General features: G+C 65.0%; 14 protein-coding genes and 1 tRNA gene. 8 read left to right on the top strand and 7 right to left on the bottom strand.

The features are described 5' to 3' along the window. Positions 1-221 precede the first annotated feature (221 nt). Entirely contained in the window at positions 222-746 is a 525-nt protein-coding gene (locus QA642_RS05815; RefSeq protein WP_283083805.1) for a DUF4440 domain-containing protein, read from the top strand. Positions 747-814: 68 nt separating this feature from the next. On the opposite strand, the gene QA642_RS05810 is transcribed toward QA642_RS05815, so the two are convergent. The 3 genes from QA642_RS05810 to QA642_RS05800 all read right to left on the bottom strand — a co-directional run bounded on the left by QA642_RS05810 (position 815) and on the right by QA642_RS05800 (position 1,697). Then, positions 815-1,042: a DUF2945 domain-containing protein gene (locus tag QA642_RS05810; protein ID WP_283083804.1), complete on the bottom strand. Its 228-nt coding sequence runs from the start codon at positions 1,040-1,042 to the stop codon at positions 815-817. Between the two features lie 145 nt (positions 1,043-1,187). Beyond that, a tRNA-Val gene (locus QA642_RS05805) sits at positions 1,188-1,262 on the bottom strand. Positions 1,263-1,337: 75 nt separating this feature from the next. Beyond that, the gene (locus tag QA642_RS05800; RefSeq protein ID WP_007597092.1) at positions 1,338-1,697 is read right to left on the bottom strand and encodes a cell cycle two-component system response regulator CpdR; all 360 of its coding nucleotides are present in this window, start codon (positions 1,695-1,697) and stop codon (positions 1,338-1,340) included. A gap of 327 nt (positions 1,698-2,024) precedes the next feature. Here QA642_RS05800 and QA642_RS05795 point away from each other — a divergent pair, with 327 nt between their 5' ends. From QA642_RS05795 to QA642_RS05785, 3 genes are all read left to right on the top strand, one after another. After that, a complete protein-coding gene (locus QA642_RS05795) occupies positions 2,025-2,915 on the top strand; it encodes an N-formylglutamate amidohydrolase (protein WP_283083803.1) in 891 nt (296 codons plus the stop codon). 525 nt (positions 2,916-3,440) lie between these two features. Continuing rightward, complete coding sequence (gene hisN / locus QA642_RS05790) at positions 3,441-4,223, top strand: histidinol-phosphatase (protein WP_283083802.1); 783 nt, start codon at positions 3,441-3,443, stop codon at positions 4,221-4,223. Between the two features lie 22 nt (positions 4,224-4,245). Next, positions 4,246-5,223 (top strand): tripartite tricarboxylate transporter substrate binding protein, encoded by a 978-nt coding sequence (locus tag QA642_RS05785; RefSeq protein ID WP_283083801.1) that lies wholly within the window; start codon positions 4,246-4,248, stop codon positions 5,221-5,223. Between the two features lie 241 nt (positions 5,224-5,464). Here QA642_RS05785 and QA642_RS05780 read toward each other — a convergent pair whose 3' ends face one another. Next, positions 5,465-6,355: a LysR substrate-binding domain-containing protein gene (locus QA642_RS05780; RefSeq protein WP_283083800.1), complete on the bottom strand. Its 891-nt coding sequence runs from the start codon at positions 6,353-6,355 to the stop codon at positions 5,465-5,467. Positions 6,356-6,505: 150 nt separating this feature from the next. Here QA642_RS05780 and QA642_RS05775 point away from each other — a divergent pair, with 150 nt between their 5' ends. Next, entirely contained in the window at positions 6,506-7,258 is a 753-nt protein-coding gene (locus tag QA642_RS05775) for a sulfite exporter TauE/SafE family protein (RefSeq protein ID WP_283083799.1), read from the top strand. A gap of 235 nt (positions 7,259-7,493) precedes the next feature. On the opposite strand, the gene QA642_RS05770 is transcribed toward QA642_RS05775, so the two are convergent. After that, positions 7,494-8,126 (bottom strand): LysE family translocator, encoded by a 633-nt coding sequence (locus tag QA642_RS05770; RefSeq protein ID WP_283083798.1) that lies wholly within the window; start codon positions 8,124-8,126, stop codon positions 7,494-7,496. A 219-nt stretch (positions 8,127-8,345) separates the two neighbouring features. On the opposite strand from QA642_RS05770, the gene QA642_RS05765 reads away from it, so the two are divergent. Continuing rightward, complete coding sequence (locus QA642_RS05765) at positions 8,346-10,142, top strand: adenylate/guanylate cyclase domain-containing protein (protein ID WP_283083797.1); 1,797 nt, start codon at positions 8,346-8,348, stop codon at positions 10,140-10,142. Between the two features lie 196 nt (positions 10,143-10,338). Further along, on the top strand, positions 10,339-13,122 hold the full coding sequence (locus tag QA642_RS05760) for a di-heme-cytochrome C peroxidase (protein WP_283083796.1): 2,784 nt from the start codon (positions 10,339-10,341) through the stop codon (positions 13,120-13,122). Positions 13,123-13,176: 54 nt separating this feature from the next. On the opposite strand, the gene QA642_RS05755 is transcribed toward QA642_RS05760, so the two are convergent. Further along, positions 13,177-14,184, bottom strand: a complete 1,008-nt coding sequence (locus QA642_RS05755; protein ID WP_283083795.1) for a KpsF/GutQ family sugar-phosphate isomerase — start codon at positions 14,182-14,184, stop codon at positions 13,177-13,179. Between the two features lie 193 nt (positions 14,185-14,377). Between QA642_RS05755 and QA642_RS05750 the strand changes: the two genes are divergently transcribed. Then, on the top strand, positions 14,378-16,135 hold the full coding sequence (locus QA642_RS05750; protein WP_283083794.1) for an outer membrane beta-barrel protein: 1,758 nt from the start codon (positions 14,378-14,380) through the stop codon (positions 16,133-16,135). 166 nt (positions 16,136-16,301) lie between these two features. On the opposite strand, the gene QA642_RS05745 is transcribed toward QA642_RS05750, so the two are convergent. Next, positions 16,302-17,753 (bottom strand): glutamate synthase subunit beta, encoded by a 1,452-nt coding sequence (locus QA642_RS05745; protein ID WP_283083793.1) that lies wholly within the window; start codon positions 17,751-17,753, stop codon positions 16,302-16,304. Positions 17,754-17,775 lie beyond the last annotated feature (22 nt).

Below are 17,775 nucleotides of genomic sequence, written 5' to 3'. Positions count from 1 at the left end.
AGGGGGTGATCGTAGCCCCGATGGATCACCGGACGATAACTCAACTCGGTGTTGGCGGCGAGAGCTTGCGCGGTGCGTGCCACCACACCCGAAGGCCTCGACTAACCCTTCCGTGATGTCGGGGTTACCGCCGATCGTGCATTCCTGAAAACGTCGATGCGACCATCAATGGTATGACGATCACCATTCAAATGATGCCTGCCCAATGACCAGAGGTGAACATGACCCGGCCCGAAGCGTCTCCAAGCACCATCAGGCCACGACGATCTTTACGAAGCCGTCATGTCGCGGCGGTGACCGCAGCGCTGTTTCTCGCCGCAACGTTCTGGTCAGCCGAAAGCGCGCGCGCTGCCGCGAATGACGCCGAGGCACGAGCCATCTTCGAAAGATTCATCACGGCGCAGAATGCGCATGATGCGGACGCGGTGAAGGCCATGCTCCTGAATTCGCCCGGCACGCTGCTGTTTGCCAGAGGCATCGAGACGCGCGGCCGCGATGACGTCGCGGCCCGGTTCAAGACCTATTACGAGGGTACCTGGCACCTCGAGCCCGACATGTCGAAATTCCACGTCGCCGTGCTCTCGCACGAGATCATGCAGATCCTCGTCCCCATCGTTTTCACGCGCGCGCTTCCGGGCAAGCCGCCCCAGCAGAATACGTTTCTGATCAGCCAGACCTATGTTCAGGACGCGACCGGCTGGCACGTCGCCTCGATCATGCCGGTAGCGAATACGGAACTGAAATAGGCGGGGATCCCGCAAGCGGCGCCGTAGCCCGGATGGCGCGCAGCGTAATCCGGCTACGTATGTGCCGCTCAGCTGCGCAGCAGTCGCAACGCCCGGCCCTTGTGCAGGGCGACGTGGTCGGTCTTGTCGCTCTTGATCTCGTATTGCGGATCGTCCGGGCTCGCGTGGTGCGTGTAGCCCTTGTAGTCGACGTCCTCCGTGTGGACGCGCAGGATATGGCCGCGCACCCGGCCGGCCTCGGAATTCCAGCTGACGTGGTCGCCGCGCTTGAAGGTTTTTGTGGAGGCTTTCGGCATGGCGGAACAATGCCGGATGGCGGTGGCGTGTTCCAGGGGAGTGGAGCTAGACGCGACAGTCCGTCTTCGCTCTGCGAGCTACGCCGGACACGCTTCTGCCCTTATTGGGGCGTGGCTGCGCCACGCGAAGCCTTTTGGCGAAGCGTGGTGGGCACGACAGGGATCGAACCTGTGACCCCTACCATGTCAAGGTAGTGCTCTCCCGCTGAGCTACGTGCCCTAAAAGTCCACTTACGTCGGGTGGGGTCCCTATAACGGCTCAAGGGAGCGTGCGCAAGGACGGAACGGGCCTGATTTAGGCCGCCAGCATCTTGTTCACTTCGCTGACCAATTCGCGCAGATGCACGGGCTTGGACAGCACCTTGGCGTTCTTGGGGGCGTCCGAATCCGAGTTCAGGGCGACCGCGGCAAAACCCGTGATGAACATGATCTTGATGTCGGGGTCGAGTTCCGAGGCCCGGCGGGCGAGCTCGATCCCGTCCATTTCCGGCATCACGATGTCGGTCAGCAGCATCTCGAACGGCTCTTCCCGGAGCCGCTGATAGGCGGCCATACCGTTGTCATGGGACGAGACCTGAAAACCGGCGTTTTCCAGCGCCTTGACTAGGAAACGGCGCATGTCGTTGTCGTCTTCGGCGAGCAGGATCTTTGGCATGGCAGGAAACGTCGAATCCCCAGAGGATATCAGCAGCAATCACTAAGCCCGACAGACGGTAAATTTGGGGTGAAAATCTTAACCCGCGCCGGCTCGCGCTGCCGGACCTTTGTGAACCCGAAGGGGCTGCGAATCAATCGAGCCGGTCGCGCCCATCCCCACCTCGATGCCCGCACGGTTAAGACAAGTTCCAGTGCCCGTCACATCTTTTCGCTTGGCAGAATGGTTGCGATTCCGGACAATGACGACACATAAGAGCCGCTCGACCGGCCGAATCATTCGATCCGGGGGCCCGGATCGTGCGGCGAAGGGACGAAGCCTGAGAAGATGACGCGGTTTGACGGCGAGGTGTCGCCAGCCTTCGAGATCGTGGAGCCCGCCGAATGGCGCGCGCCAGTCATCTTCAACTCGCCCCATTCCGGCTCGACCTATCCGGACGAATTCCTCAGCGCATCGCGGATCGACCTGACGACGCTGCGGCGGTCCGAAGATTCCTTCATGGACGAGCTGATCGGACATTTGAGCGCGCGCGGCTTTCCGACCGTGCGGGTCAACTTTCCCCGCTCCTATGTCGACGTCAATCGCGAGCCCTATGAGCTCGATCCCCGCATGTTCTCCGGCCGCCTGCCTAGCTTCGCCAACACCCGTTCGATGCGGGTCGCGGGCGGCCTAGGGACCATTCCGCGCGTGGTCGGCGACGGCCAGGAGATCTATCGCGAACGCATCCTGGTCGACGATGCGCTGGCGCGGATCGAGACGCTCTACAAGCCCTATCACCGCGCGCTGCGCCGGCTGATCAACAAGGTGCACCAGATATTCGGCACCGTGGTGCTGGTCGACTGTCACTCGATGCCGTCGGTCGGCGTCAGCAGAGACGAGCCGCGCCGGCCCGACGTCGTGATCGGCGATCGCTACGGCACCAGTTGCACGCCGCTGTTGCCTGACAGGATCGAGGAGACCCTGGGCGGGCTCGGCTATTCGATCGGCCGCAACAAGCCCTATGCTGGCGGCTTCATCACCGAGCATTACGGCAACCCCGCAAGCGGCCTGCATGCCGTGCAGCTCGAGCTCAATCGCGCGATCTACATGGACGAGCGGCGGCGCGAGCGCGGCCCGCGCTTTGCGCAAGTGGCGTCCGACTTCGGCGTGCTCGCCGACGTGCTGGCGACGACGATCCCGTTCGGCGATCTCGGCCCGTTCCAGGCCGCAGCAGAATAGACGGCAGCTTTTCTTCGGATGATCGCGTCGCGCGCGCTGGGTGCGAACGCGTTTTCGCTTCGCCGCTTGCGCGCGCCAAAATGAAAACCGAGGCCCAAAGAAAAAAGGGCCGCTTCTAATGAAGAAGCGGCCCAAGTCTAGGGAGGAAACGCCCAAGGAGGGCAGCGGTAACGCGAAGCGCTACCGCACCGCAACAATATGCGGCCGCGACGCACAAAGTGCAAGGCCTTTTGAGCCGTTTCCCATGCAATATGCACATGGCTCAATTGCTTCTAGAGAAACCCAGATTCAGTTTCTTTGATAAGGAATTTCAATGGGTTGATAGTCATTTGCATACGAACGAGGCATACTCGGAACTAAGTTTTCAACTCTGTGATCGATATTTGGCCAGCGGATGACTCGAATGAGGCGACGGCCCTCTGCATTCAAAATACCAGGGTGCAAATCAAGACAGCGCTGCACGCGAGAGGCGATTTGAGCTAGGCAGATGCAAGCTTCACCCCACTTTCGTTTTGAGGACACGCCGTGACGGTGATCGACTTCTCCGCCTTCATCGGACGGCTCGCCACCGCCTCCGGCGAAACCATCCTGCCGTTCTTCCGCACCTCGCTGTCGATCGACGACAAGAGCAAGACCAAGGATTTCGATCCCGTCACCGAAGCCGACCGCGCCGCCGAGGCGGTGATGCGGCGGCTGATCAAGGCGAGCTTCCCCCAGCACGGCATCGTCGGCGAGGAATTCGGCAATGAGCGCGAGGACGCCGACTATGTCTGGGTGCTCGATCCCATCGACGGCACGAAATCCTTCATCGGCGGCTTTCCGATCTGGGGCACGCTGATCGCGCTGCTGCACAAGGGCACGCCGGTCTACGGCATGATGCACCAGCCCTTCATCGGCGAACGCTTCTCCGGCGACAACGGCTCGGCCAATTACAAGGGTCCCTCCGGCGAGCGCCGGCTCCAGGTCCGCCGCTGTGCCTCGCTGTCGGAGGCGACCACCTACACCACCTCCCCGCTGCTGATGAACGAGCGCGATCGCGCCATTTTCGGCCGGATCGAGCAGGGCGCGCGGCTGTCGCGCTATGGCGGCGATTGCTATTCCTATTGCATGCTGGCGGCCGGCCATGTCGACCTCGTGGTCGAGACCGAGCTGAAACCTTACGACATCGCAGCCCTGATCCCGATCGTGACTGGCGCCGGCGGCGTCGTCACCACCTGGGAAGGCAAGCCGGCGCAGGGCGGTGGCCGCATCGTTGCCGCCGGCGATACAAGAGTTCACGAAGAAGCACTCAAGCTGCTCAACCAATAACAAACGCGAGCGGGAGGCTTGCATGACCATCTCACGCAGGCTGCTCGTTGAATTGGTTTTGGGATTGTTCCTGCTGCTGCCGTCATTGGCATCGGCGCAGAATTTTCCCGCAAAACCGATCAAGCTGATCGTGCCGTTCCCGGCCGGCGGGCCCAACGACATCATCGCCCGCGTGATCGGCCAGCGCATGTCGGAACTGTCGGGCCAGCCGGTGCTGATCGACAATCGCGGCGGCCAGGGCGGCGTGCTCGGCACCGATGCGGTGTCCAAGGCCGCGCCCGACGGCTACACCATCGCGATCTCCTCGGCCGGCGCGCTCGCGATCAGCCCGAGCATGGAGCGCGTCGCCTACGACACGCAGGTCGACCTCACGCCGGTCACGCTGGTTGCGACCGTGCCGGAGATGCTGGTGGTCGCCACCAACGTGCCCGCAAAGGACATCGGCGAGCTGATCGCGCTCGCCAAGGCGCAGCCAGGAAAGCTCAACTTCGCCTCCTCCGGCCCCGGCAGCCTGCCGCATCTCGCCGGTGAATTGTTCAAGCTGACGGCCAAGATCGACATCGTGCACGTGCCCTATCGCGGCGCAGCTCCTGCGGTGAACGATCTCCTGGGCCAGCAGGTGCAGATGACGTTCCTCGATCTCCCCGTCTTGCTGCCGCAGGTCAAGGCCGGCGCGTTGAAGCCGATTGCCGTCGGATCAGTCGAGCGCGCCCCAACCGCGCCCGACGTGCCGACCACGAAGGAAGCGGGCTTTCCCGATCTGCGCATCGAGAACTGGTACGGCATGGTGGCGCCCAAGGGCACGCCGAAGGAGATCGTCACCGCGCTGCATGGCCTCGCGACCAAGGCGATGGCGGATCCCGCGGTGAAGGAGAAGCTCGCGGCCCAAGGCGCGACGCTTGTCGGCGATGAGCCGGAGCATTTCCGGCAGTTCATCGCCGATGAGACCAGGAAGTGGGCGCAGGTGATCAAGGACGCCGGGGTGGAGACGGCGAAGTAGCGAAGCGATAGGCGAACGACCTCACAACACAACAGGTGCGTTCCCTCCCCCCTTGCGGGGGAGGGCTAGGGAGAGGGGTTCACACGGGGACTCCATCGATCGCGCAAAGAAACTTCTTCACGACAGTCACACCTTTTGCCGGGCCATTCCTCTCCCCCGCCCTCCCCCGCAAGGGGGGAGGGAGCGCAGTTGAGTTCGCGGCTATGACGCGGGCTCACGCCAGTTCGCGGCAACAGCCCCCTCACACCGCCTCCGCCCGCAAATGCTCCACCAGCATCTTGGCCGGGCGCGGCAGCGTCTTGAAGCTGCGCGCGCAGATCACGAGCTTGCGGTTGGCCCAGGCATCGCGCAGGCGGACCATGGCGAGCGGCATCAGCTTGGCGCAGCGGCGGGCGGCGGAGATCGGCACCAGGGCAACGCCGACGTCGGCGGCGACCATCTGGCAGATCGCGTCGAAATCGCGCATGCGCGCGCGATAATGCGGGCGCATGCCGAGCCGGGCGGCGTGCTTCGAAATGTGCATCTGGAGCGCGGTCGCGCTCGTGAGCCCGACGAAATCGCAAGCGCCCGCCTCCTGGAAATCGATCTGGCGGCGGCCCGCGAACGGGCCGCGCCGCGACGTCACCAGCGTCAAATGATCCTCGCTGAAGACGAAGCGCTCGATATGATCGGGCAGCGCGTGCTCGGCGGCGAAGCCGAGATCGGCGGCGCCCGCGGTGATCGCGGCCGCGATGTCGGTGCTTTCGCGCTCCTCGATGTCGACGGCGACATCGCGATGCTCGTGCAGGAATCCGGCCAGCGCCTTCGGAAGATGCTCCGACAGCCCCGAGGTATTGACCAGGAAATGAACGCTGGCGCGCACGCCGCTGGCAAAGCCGGCGAGATCGCCGCGCATGGCATCGATCTGGTGGATGACGAGCCGTGCATGATCGAGCAGGCTTTCGCCGGCCGCGGTCAATTCGACGCCGCGACGCCCGCGCTTGAGCAGCGCCACCCCGAGCGCGTCCTCGAGCCCCTTGATGCGCGCGCTGGCGGAAGCCAAGGCGAGATGTGACCGCTCGGCCCCGCGGGTGATGCTGCGCTGGTCGGCGACAGCGATGAAGAGCTGGAGATCGACGAGATCAAAACGCATGGCAGGTCTCCAACCTTGTTGATTGAGCACGATCTTTCGGAAAACCGCTCCACATTTTTCCGGATCGTGCTCCAGCCTTCGTAGCTGGCGAAGGCTATCTCCGTATCCTCCAGATTGTGCCGGGATGCGGCTTCGGTCAATGTGGGCGGCATGATCGACCCGCTTCTCATTGTCATCGCCGCCGTGTTCCTGATCGCCGGATTCGTCAAGGGCGTGGTCGGGCTCGGCCTGCCGACCGTGTCCATGGGTCTGCTCGCGGTGAGCATGGCACCCAGCCGCGCGATCGCCATCGTGATCGTGCCCGCCATCGTCACCAACATCTGGCAGACCTTTGTCGGCCCCCATTTGCGCGACATCCTGAAGCGGCTATGGCCGCTGATGATCGGCACCGTGATCGGCTGCTGGCTCAATGCCGGCGCGCTCACCGGCCCCCATGCGCGCTACGGCACCGTGGTGCTTGGCGTTCTCCTGGTGATCTACGCGATCATCGGTCTCAGCAAATTCAAGTTCCGCGTCGCGCCGCAGAACGAGAAATGGGTCGGCGGCGTGGTCGGCGTGATCACCGGCGTGATCTCGGCCTCGACGGGCGTGCAGGTGATCCCCTCGATGCCGTTCATGCAGGCGATTGGCATGGAGAAGGACGAGCTGGTGCAGGCGCTCGGCGTGTTCTTCACCACCGCGACATTGGCGCTCGCCTTCAATCTCACCGCTGGCGGATTGCTGACGCCGGCCAATGCCGCGCCGGGCGCCGTCGCGATGGCGATGGCCTTTGCCGGCATGTTCATCGGCCAGTCGGTGCGGGCGCGGATGCCGGCCGAAGCGTTCCGCCGCTGGTTTTTGATCGCGATGATTTTGCTGGGGCTGTATCTCGCCGGCAGCGCGCTCGCGAAAGAGTTCGTCTAAAGCGCGATGAGATCAGGATGAATCGTCATCGCGCTTAAGCTTGTTGTTTGCGCATGATCTTTTCGGAAAACCGCTGCGCACTTTTCCGGATCATGCTTTAGGACAGAAGCAGATCGTAGGGTGGGCAAAGCGGAGCGTGCCCACCATTCCTGACCGTCCGGATCGCCAAAGCGTGGGCACGGCGCTTTGCGCCTTTGCCTACCCTCCGCAGTTGCGTGTCATCCGTTCGGATGAGCTACCGCGTCTCCAGCATGGCGACGCGGATGCCGAGATAGATGAAGAGGCCGCCGAGCGCGCGGTTGACCCAGGCGATCGCGCCTTCGGAGCTCCGCAAGCGGTGCGCGGCCTTGGCCGCGAACGCCGCCAGCACCAGGCACCACAGCGTTCCCGTGGAGATGAAGATCAGGCCGAGCGTCAGGAAGGCGAGCGGCTTGTGAGCGGAATCGGCTGCGACGAATTGCGGCAGGAAGGCCAGGAAGAACAGCGCGACCTTGGGATTGAGCGCATTGGTGAAGACGCCCTGGAGGAACACAAGTCGCAGCGAGCTCCGCGCCGGCTCGTCGATGGCCGGCGCCAGCGCCGGACGCGACCACAGCATCTGAAGCCCGGTGACGATGAGATAGGCAGCGCCGACCAGCTTCAGGATCGAAAACGCGGTGGACGAGGCCATCAGCAAGGCCGAAAGGCCGATCGCGGCGCCTGCGACGTGGAAAAAGCAGCCGCAGCTGATGCCGAGCGCGGCCGCGGCGCCGCCCCGCCAGCCCATCTGCATGCTGCGGCCGATCACATAGACGGTATCCGGCCCCGGCGTGATGTTGAGCAATATGCCCGACAGGATGAAGAGCCAGATCTCGTGAATGCCCAGCATGTGAGGTGCCCGCCCGACCGCCTGCCACAAAAGGTGGGCTTAATCGGTTCGCCCGCCGGCGTCCACCGCCGGCATGCGTCAAATTTACCTCGAATTTGCAATGCGGATCATACTTTCGCTCGGCCGCATCTGTTCTATAAAGGCAGGGTTCTTGAAATGCGGGATTCGAGGCGACTGCCACGCCGTGGCCGGTCCTCGATCCCTTGGAGCTCCGGGGATATGGAAAGACGTCTGGCCGCCATCGTCTGCGCCGATGTCGCCGGCTATTCGCGCATGATGGGCAGCGACGAGGCCGGCACCCACGCCGCCTTCAAGGCCCATCGCAGCGCGATTCATCCCATTATCCTCAATCACGGCGGCCGCGTCGTCAAAAACACTGGCGACGGCTTCCTGCTGGAATTCGCCTCGATCGTCGGCGCCACTGAGGCCGCGATCGCGATGCAGACGCTGATGGCGGAGCGCAACCACCATCTGCCGGCCGACCGCGCCATGCAATTCCGGCTCGGCATCCACATGGGTGACGTCATCGCCGACGAGGACGAGGTCTTCGGCGACGACGTCAACATCGCCGTTCGCCTCGAAGCGGTGGCGAGCCCCGGCGGCTTCGCGATCTCGGCCAAGGCCTACAGAGAGGCGAGCAAGCATCTCCAGGTGCCGCTGACCGATGCCGGCAACCATCGCTTCAAGAACATCAAGGACTCGGTCGGGGTCTTCACCTGGACGCCCGAGAACGCACCGGCGCTCGTCCCCGAGGTGCGGGAGGCGTCCGTCCTGTCGCAGCAGTACCGCACCGCGATCGTCGGCGTGCTGCCCTTCGCCAATCTCAGCGACGCCCAGGACGAATATTTCTCCGACGGCCTGACCGAGGACCTGATCCACGCGCTGGCGCTGCAATCGTTCTATCGCGTGCTGAGCCGCAATTCGACCTTCGCCTTCAAGGGCAAGAATGTCTCGACCCGCCTGATCGCGCGCGAGATCGACGCCACCTATCTGATCCAGGGCTCGGTACGGCGCGCCGGCGCAAAAATCCGCGTCACCGCCGAGCTGATCGCGCCGGAGACCGGCGAGCAGCTCTGGACCGGCCGCTACGACCGCGACATCGGCGACCTCTTCGCGATGCAGGACGAGATCACCACCAACCTGTCCGCCGCCATCGCCACCGAGATCGTCCGCGCGGAAGCCTCGGCGCCGGCGCGGCCCTCCACCGACGTGACCGCCTGGGACCGCTTCCTCAAGGGGCTGTCGCATTACTACCGGCAGACCAAGGAGGACCTCGCCACCGCCGTCGACCTGTTCCGGGAGGCCATCAGGCTCGATCCCAAACTGTCGATCGCGCACGCCTATCTCGCCACGATCCAGATCCAGAGCATCCAGTTCGGCTGGGTCAAGGGCACGCGCGAGATGTGGGCCGAGGCGATGAACCTCGCCGAGACCAGCGTCCGGCTCGACCCGCGTTCCTCCTTTGCGTTCTCGATCCTGTCCTGGGCGCATGCGATGGAAGCCCATTACGAGGCCGCGATGGACGCGGCCAAACGCGCGGTCGCACTCAATCCCTACGACATGGGCGCGCGCGGCGTGCTCGGCATCTGCCATTTCGTCATCGGCGAGCACCGCGAGGCGATCGAGCTGTTCTCGATGGCCGCCCAACGCGACAATAGTGACCCGCGCTATCAATGGGCCGCGCTGAACGCCTTCAGCCATTATCTGTTGAGACAATACGACGCGACGCTGTCATGGGCCCGCGAGCAGCTCTACATAAACCCGAACCACATGCAGGCGCTGGCGATCCGCGCCGCGGCGCTGGCACAGTTGCGCCGGGACGATGAGGCCGCGGAGGCCACAGCCGTGCTGATGGCCAATTACCCGACCCTGAATGTCGACCGTCACCTGCGCAATTTCCACTGGAAGCGGCCCGAGGACCTCGCCCATTACCGCGAGGGACTCCTGAATGCGGGCGTGCCGCTGGGCAAGCTGACCCTGGTCCAGAGCGACGTCAAACGCGCCGCCGAGTCCTGAAAAGGCAGGCGGCGGCCGCTTGCGATCCCCTCAGGGTTTTCCCCGACCACGCGCCTGGGCCGTGTTGACACGACAGTGAATTCGGACACACTTCGCCACACGCTGAAGTAGTATAGTGTGCTGCCGGTTTGTTAGGACTTTTCGCGCTCTATCGGCGCGCGTCATTTCACGATTCGCTGTTTTCAGGATTTGGGCCATGCACGACCCCGCTTCGAAGCCGCCCTTCGACCCCTCGATCCCAGTCTCGCCGGACAATCCCTGCCCGTTCCTGCGCGGCCTCGTCGGCGAAGGTTTTGTCGACGGCGGGACCGTCCCGCTCAACACGCTGTCGCAGACCATCGCGAATGCGAGCGGCGAGACCGGGCTGAAGAAGATCTGGGCCCGCATCCAGGTCCGCGGCGTCGCGACGATCGCCAACGGTTTCAGTCACATCCTGAAGAGCATCTGGACCGGCCCACAGCTCGACGCGCTGCGCGGCGGCCCGCTGGACAAGCTGGGCGCCGGCTCCCGCATCCTCGGCGTCGACGGCAAGGTCAACGAGGACGAGATCGCGCGCCTCCAGAGCTTCGGCCGGATCTACACCGATCCGAACACCGGCGTCAGCGAGCCTGGCCTCAACGCCGCGGAAATCAAGACTTTCATGCGCGACAATCTCGAGCGCGCCGGCAGCGCTGCGCGCTGGTACTACCCGGTGCTGATGCAGTTCGAATGGCCCGTGCTGCTGAAGATCATGGGCAAGGGCAAGGTCGACGGCAAGAAGACGGAGCTCTATCTCAGCGTGGCCGAGGTGCGCACGCTGTTCAACGAGCGCAAATTCCCCGAGCGGATCACCCAGCGGATCGTGTCACAGCCGCTGCTGTCATCCTGCGCCCTCAGGTTTCGCTGGGCTCTCGGGATCGCGGGGCTCGTCCTCGCCGGCGCTCTCGCCGCGCTCGTTGCGGTGGCCGAATTCCCCAACCAGGTCCGCGCCATGCTGCCGCAGAAGGGAATCCTCGCGCAGCTCCTGCCGCCGCCCCTCCCCGCAGTGCCGGACACGAAGGCCGCGTTCTGGCTCGAGCAAAACTGGTCGCTGAAGGACCGGCACTGGTTTCACCATGCGAGCCAGGGCACTGCGACCTTCCCGGTACCCTATGAGTGGTTCGTGGCGCTGGAGCAGCCGCGCCTGCGTCTGTTCTCGAAGCCGGGCATGATGAAGGACAGCGCCTATCTCGAAAGTTTCGGCTTCATCCCGAGCCCGCAGTCGGTCCAGACCGACGCGACGACGCTGCGCCGCTTCGGCTACGCCAATGTCTATGACACGACGCAGGTGTCCGACTGGTCGACGCGATGGACGCCAGCCGAGAACGTCGACGGCCTGCCGGTCGGCTTTGCACGGATGACCGGCGTCGTCGATCCCGCGAGCGGCCGACGCGAGGAGGACAAGATCGGGCTGACCTGCGCGGCGTGTCACACCGGCCAGATCCATTACCAGGGCATCGATGTCCGCTTCGACGGCGGCCCGGCCATGACCGACTTGAAGAAGCTCGAGCTCGCCACCGGCCTGTCGATCGCCTACACGCTCTACGTCCCGTTCCGCTTCGACCGCTTCGCCGATCGCGTGCTCGGCGCCGACGCCGGCAAGGCGGATCGCGACGCGCTCAAGCAGAAGCTCAGCGCGATCGGCAAGTTCCTGATCGGCTGGCAGGAGAAGTACAACGAGACGATCGAAGGCAAGAAGACCTGGGACGGCAGGCAGCAGAAGGACACCGAGGAAGGGTTCGGCCGCCTCGACGCCCTCAACCGCATCGGCAACCAGGTCTTCTCGCAGGATCTTGCGCTGAGTGGGCTCAAGGGCTTCGAGAAGAATCTGCACGCCCAGGACGCGCCGGTGAGCTATCCCCCGATCTGGACCGTGCCGTGGTTCAAGTTCGCGCAATACGACGCCTCGATCGAGCAGCCGCTGATCCGCAACGCCGGCGAAGCGCTCGGCGTGACGGCGCTGCTCAACCTGTCCGACGCCTATCCCGGCGACAGGATTTGGCGGTCCTCGGTTCACGTCAACACGCTCGGCTGGATCGAGGACATGCTGAGGGGTCCCGATCCCTTCAAGTCGGCCGATGCCGCCACCGGTCCGAAATTCGGCGGCCTGCTGTCGCCGAAATGGCCCTCGCAGATCCTCGGCGATGCCTGGAGGATCGACAGGGACAAGGCCGAGAAGGGCCGCAAGATCTACACCGAGATGTGTTCTGGATGCCATCTGCCGGCGATCGACACCCCGGCGTTCTGGTCGTCAGGACGCTGGGAGCCGAGCGGCGACAGCAAGGTGCTGAACGCGGTCACGATTCCCCTCAAGGAGATCAACACCGACCCCGAGCAGACGCTCGTGCTCAGCAACAGGATCATCGACGTGCCCGGCTTCCTGAAGGTCAATACCGCCGACCTGCAGACATGGTGGCAATGCGAGGTCCCGACCGCGAGCGCCTCGCCCAACGAGATGGTCTATGCGCTCGGCCTGATGACGGTGGTCGATCTCGTCGCCCGCAAATGGATGGACGACGAGAAGCTGTCGGACGCCGAGCGGGCGAAGCTGTGGAATCTCGCGCGCAAGAACTGCCTCAACCCGGCGGGGGGAGCACGCTATCGCGCGCGCCCGCTGAACGGCATCTGGGCGACGGCGCCCTATTTGCACAACGGTTCGGTGCCTTCGCTGTACTGGCTGCTGAAGCCGCAGAACGAACGCCCGACCAAATTCTGTATGGGCCGCCGCGACTACGATCCCGTGACCGTCGGCTTCGCCGTCACCGCCGACGAGCGCTGCAAGACGGGTGAGACGCAGTTCTCGATGACCGGGTCGGACGGCAAGCCGATCCAGGGCAACAGCGTGCGCGGCCATTCGTTCGAGCTCAGGGACGGCGAGCCGCGACGCGACGGCGTGATCGGCCGCATGTTCAAGGACGACGACGAGCGCTATCAGCTGATCGAGTATCTGAAGACGCTGTGATGCCGGCTGCCCGTCGTCGTGCCCGGGCTTGTCCCGGGCCCGGCGGCGCGAGGACTACGCCACGCCGGCGCGCAGCAGGTCGTGCAGATGCACGATGCCGACCACCTTGTCGGCCTCGGTCACGACCAGCGTCGTGATCTTGCGCGTGTTCAGCACCTCGATCATTTCGGTCGCGAGCATCGAGGGCGGCACGGTCTTGGGCTGCCTGGTCATGATCTCGTCGACGGATACCGTCAGCAGATCGGGGCGCATGTGACGGCGCAGGTCGCCGTCGGTGATGATGCCCGCGATGGCGCCGGCCTCATCGACGATACAGACGCAGCCAAGACCCTTGGCCGACATCTCGACCACGGCCTCCGACATCTCGGTGCCGAGCGGCTTGACCGGGATCTCCGCGCCGGTGCGCATGTAGTCGCGGACGAATTTCAGCATCGCCCCCAGCTTGCCACCGGGGTGGAAATGCGCGAATTCCAGCGCGGTGAAGCCGCGGCCTTCGAGCAGCGCGATCGCGATGGCGTCGCCGATCGCGGCCTGCATCAACGTCGAGGTGGTCGGCGCCAGATTGTGCGGGCAGGCCTCCCGTGCTTTCGGCAGCTCGATCACGATGTCGGCGGCCTGCCCGAGCGAGGACGCGGCGTTCGACGTCACCGCGATCATCGGGATGGCAAACCGCGCCGAATAGTTGACGAGGTTCTTCAACTCCGGCTGCTCGCCGGACCAGGACAGCGCCATGATGACGTCGTCGGGCGTGATCATGCCGAGATCGCCATGGCCGGCTTCGGCGGCGTGGACGAAGAAAGCCGGCGTGCCGGTGGAGGCGAGCGTCGCTGCAATCTTGCGCCCGATATGGCCGGACTTGCCGAGCCCGGTGACGACGACGCGGCCCTTGGCCTGGCGGATCAGATCGACGGCCGCCGCGAAGGTCGTGCTTAACGGGCCGCGCAGCGCCGCCGAGAGTGCGTTGATGCCTGCGCTGCCTGTCTCCAGGGTGCGGAGCGCGGATTCGACGCTGGCGGGGGTGGAGCCGGATGATTGGGTCATCAGCGGTTTCGAACTCGGCATGATCAGGTCCAAGGAAGGGGTGGGCGTTCGCCCGTTGCCGCCTGCTTAGCACGCCCGGGCGGGTGACGCGACGCGGCCGCAAATGCCCTCAACCGGTCATTAACCATAATTGTTTTAAGTCCATTAACGATGGTTCCGGCCGTCCGGCGGGGGCAATCGTGAAAGTGCTTGATTTCGTTGGAGTTATTCCATCGTGGGGTCGCCTCCAGGTAGAGGCCGGGGCAGCTGCGCATACGCTTTCCGCGCCGCTTTGCCATGCCTGCTGCTGACCGCGCTGGAAAGCGCGCCCGCGGCCGCCCAGAGCCTCACGCCCGACCTGTTCAATCCCAACCGCGGCGGCTTCGTCGCGCCCGACACGCTGCCGACCCGCCGCACGGCGGGCGTGCCGCAGGCCCCCTCAGACGCGCTGCCGACGCTGCCCGATCCGGGTGCCGATCCGCGCAAGCGCCAGCAGACGCCAGCGCCTTCGCGCCTCGGCCAAAACACAGCCGGTCAGGTCCCGACCTACGGCCTGCCGGCCGCGAACGGCGCGAGCGGCTCGGGCTATGACTCGCTCAATCGCAAGCGGCAGCAGCCAAAACTCTATCCCGGCCAGGCCAAGCCGAAGCGCCCGCTCGGCCCCGGCTCGCCGCCCCCACCCGCAACGCCGGTGACGACGCTCGGCCCGCCGCGCATCGCGCCGCCGCCGTCCGAGACCGCGCACAAGACGCCGGTCGCCCCGGCGATGGCCGGCAACGTGCCGGGCCAGCCGCTGCGCCGCCGCCTCAAGGCCGATGACGACGCCTTCAGTGCGGTCGGCGATTATGCCGGCAGCTTCCTGATCAGGGGCGGGCTCGAGCTCTCCGCCGGCTACGACACCAATCCGGCACGCCTGAACAAGCCGGTGGGCTCGCCGGTCTACGTCGTCGCACCCGACCTTCTTGTCCAGTCCGACTGGGAGCGCCACGCGCTGGTCGCGGATCTGCGCGGCTCGTTCTCGGGCTACACCAACAACATGCCGGCGACGATCGACGGCTTTGCCTCGCCCTCGCCGGTCGAGGTCGACCGGCCCGATTTCACCGGCCATGTCGACGGCCGCCTCGACGTCGACCGCGATTTCAAGCTGACCTCGCAGCTGCGCCTGCGGCTCGCCACCGACAATCCAGGCAGCCCGAACGTGCAGGCCGGCCTGCAAAAATATCCTGTCTACGCCGCCTACGGCACGACGCTCGGCTTCGACCAGACCTTCAACCGTTTCCAGGTCGCCGCCGGCGCCACCGTCGACCGCACCGCCTACACGGATTCGAAGCTCACCGACGGCTCGACCTTCAGCAACAACGATCGCGACTTCAACCAGTATGGCGGCGTCGGGCGCTTCTCCTACGATCTCAAGCCGGGCCTGAAGCCGTTCGTCGAGATCGAGGGCGACACCCGCGTGCACGACCAGGCCGCCGACCGCAACGGCTACTTCCGCGATTCAAACGGCGGCTATGCCAAGGTCGGCTCGTCCTTCGAGTTCTCGCGCATCCTCATCGGCGAGATCTCGGTCGGCTATTCCGCGCGCAACTATGTCGACCCGCGCCTCAGCCAGCTCGCGGGCTTCCTCACCGCGGGCTCGCTGATCTGGAATGCGAGCGGCCTGACCACGGTGAAATTCGCCACCGACACGCAGATCGCCGAGACCACCGTCCCCGGCTCCTCCGGCGTGCTGGTGCACACCTACGGGATCGAAGTCGACCACGACTTCCGCCGCTGGCTCACCGCGGTCGGCAAATTCACCTACGGCACCTACGACTACCAGAACCAGGGCCGCAACGACAAAACCTACTCGCTCGAAGGCAACCTGATCTACAAGCTCAACCGCAACATCTGGGTCAAGGGCACGCTGCGGCACGACATCCTGGACTCGAACCAGGCGGGATCGAGCTCGCAGGGGACTGTGATGATGGTGGGGGTGAGGCTGCAGAATTAGCGCTGCTTGCCTGCGCGTCTACTCAGGCGAGGCGCGTGGGCGCGGCTCTCTCCGCTGGTCATTCCGGGGCGCGCCACTTGGCGCGAACCCGGAATCCATCGGGCCTCAGGGTTTGTGGATGAATGGATTCCGGGCTCGCGCTTCGCGCGCCCCGGAATGACTGCACCTAGCGCGGCAGATCCGTCTTCCCCATCAGGAACGTGTCGATCGACCGCGCGCACAGCCGGCCCTCGCGGATCGCCCACACCACCAGCGACTGGCCGCGGCGCATGTCGCCGGCGGAGAACACGTTCGGACGCGAGGTCTGGTAGTCCAGCGTGTTGGCCTTGACGTTGCCGCGCGGGTCGAGGTCGACCGCGAGCTGCTTCAAGAGGCCTTCGTGCACGGGGTGCACGAAGCCCATGGCGAGCAGCACGAGCTCGGCGTCGAGCTCGAACTCGGTGCCGGCGATCGGCTTGAACTTGTCGTCGACGCGGACGCAGTGCAGCTTCTTGACCTTGCCGTTCTCGCCGGAAAACTTCTGGGTCAGTACGGCGAATTCGCGGATGGCGCCTTCGGCCTGGCTGGAGGAGGTGCGCATCTTCAGCGGCCAGTTCGGCCAGGTCAGGCCCTTGTTCTCGCGCTCGGGCGGGGCGGGCATGATCTCGAGCTGGGTCACCGACAGCGCGCCCTGACGCATCGAGGTGCCGATGCAGTCAGATCCGGTGTCGCCGCCGCCGATGACGACGACATGCTTGCCGCCGGCGAGGATGTCGGCGCCGCCGCCCAGCGGCTCGTTGGAGACGCGGCGGTTCTGCTGCGGGAGGAAATCCATGGCGTAGTGGATGCCGTCGAGCTCGCGGCCGGGGATCGGCAGATCGCGCGGGGCTTCCGCGCCGCCGGTGAGCGCGATCGCGTCATACTCGTTGAGCATCTCGCGCGGATCGACATTGCCGTCAGCGCCGACATGGCTGTTGTAGTGGAAGGTCACGCCTTCGCCTTCCATCTGCTTGACGCGGCGGTCGATGACGCCCTTCTCCATCTTGAAGTCGGGGATGCCGTAACGCAGCAGGCCGCCGGCCTTGGCGTACTTCTCGAACAGGTGCACGTCGTGGCCGGCGCGCGCGAGCTGCTGCGCGCAGGCCATGCCGGCCGGACCCGAGCCGATCACGGCGACCTTCTTGCCGGTCTTCTCGGCGGCGACCTCGGGCTTCAGCCAGCCATTGTCCCAGGCGCGGTCGACGATCGCGCATTCGATGGTCTTGATGGTGACAGGGTTGTCGTCGATGTTGAGCGTGCAGGACGCTTCGCACGGCGCCGGGCAGATGCGGCCGGTGAACTCGGGGAAATTGTTGGTCGAGTGCAGGTTGCGCGAGGCTTCTTCCCAATTGCCCTGATAGACGAGGTCGTTCCAGTCGGGGATCTGGTTGTTGACCGGGCAGCCCGGCGTACCGGGTGCGACCGAGCCGGTGCCGTGGCAATAGGGAATGCCGCAGTTCATGCAGCGCGCGGCCTGGTCGCGCACTTCCTTCTCGCTCAAGGGAACGACGAACTCGTTGTAATGCTTCACGCGCTCGGTGACCGGGGTGTACTTGCGGTCATGCCGTTCGATTTCCAGAAAACCCGTGATCTTGCCCATTAAACCCGAAGTCCCTGCCGCT

Source organism: Bradyrhizobium sp. CB2312, assembly GCF_029714425.1.
GTDB lineage: Bacteria > Pseudomonadota > Alphaproteobacteria > Rhizobiales > Xanthobacteraceae > Bradyrhizobium.
The sequence above is the reverse complement of the archived record's forward strand: the minus strand, read 5'-3'. Positions and strand labels throughout refer to the sequence as shown.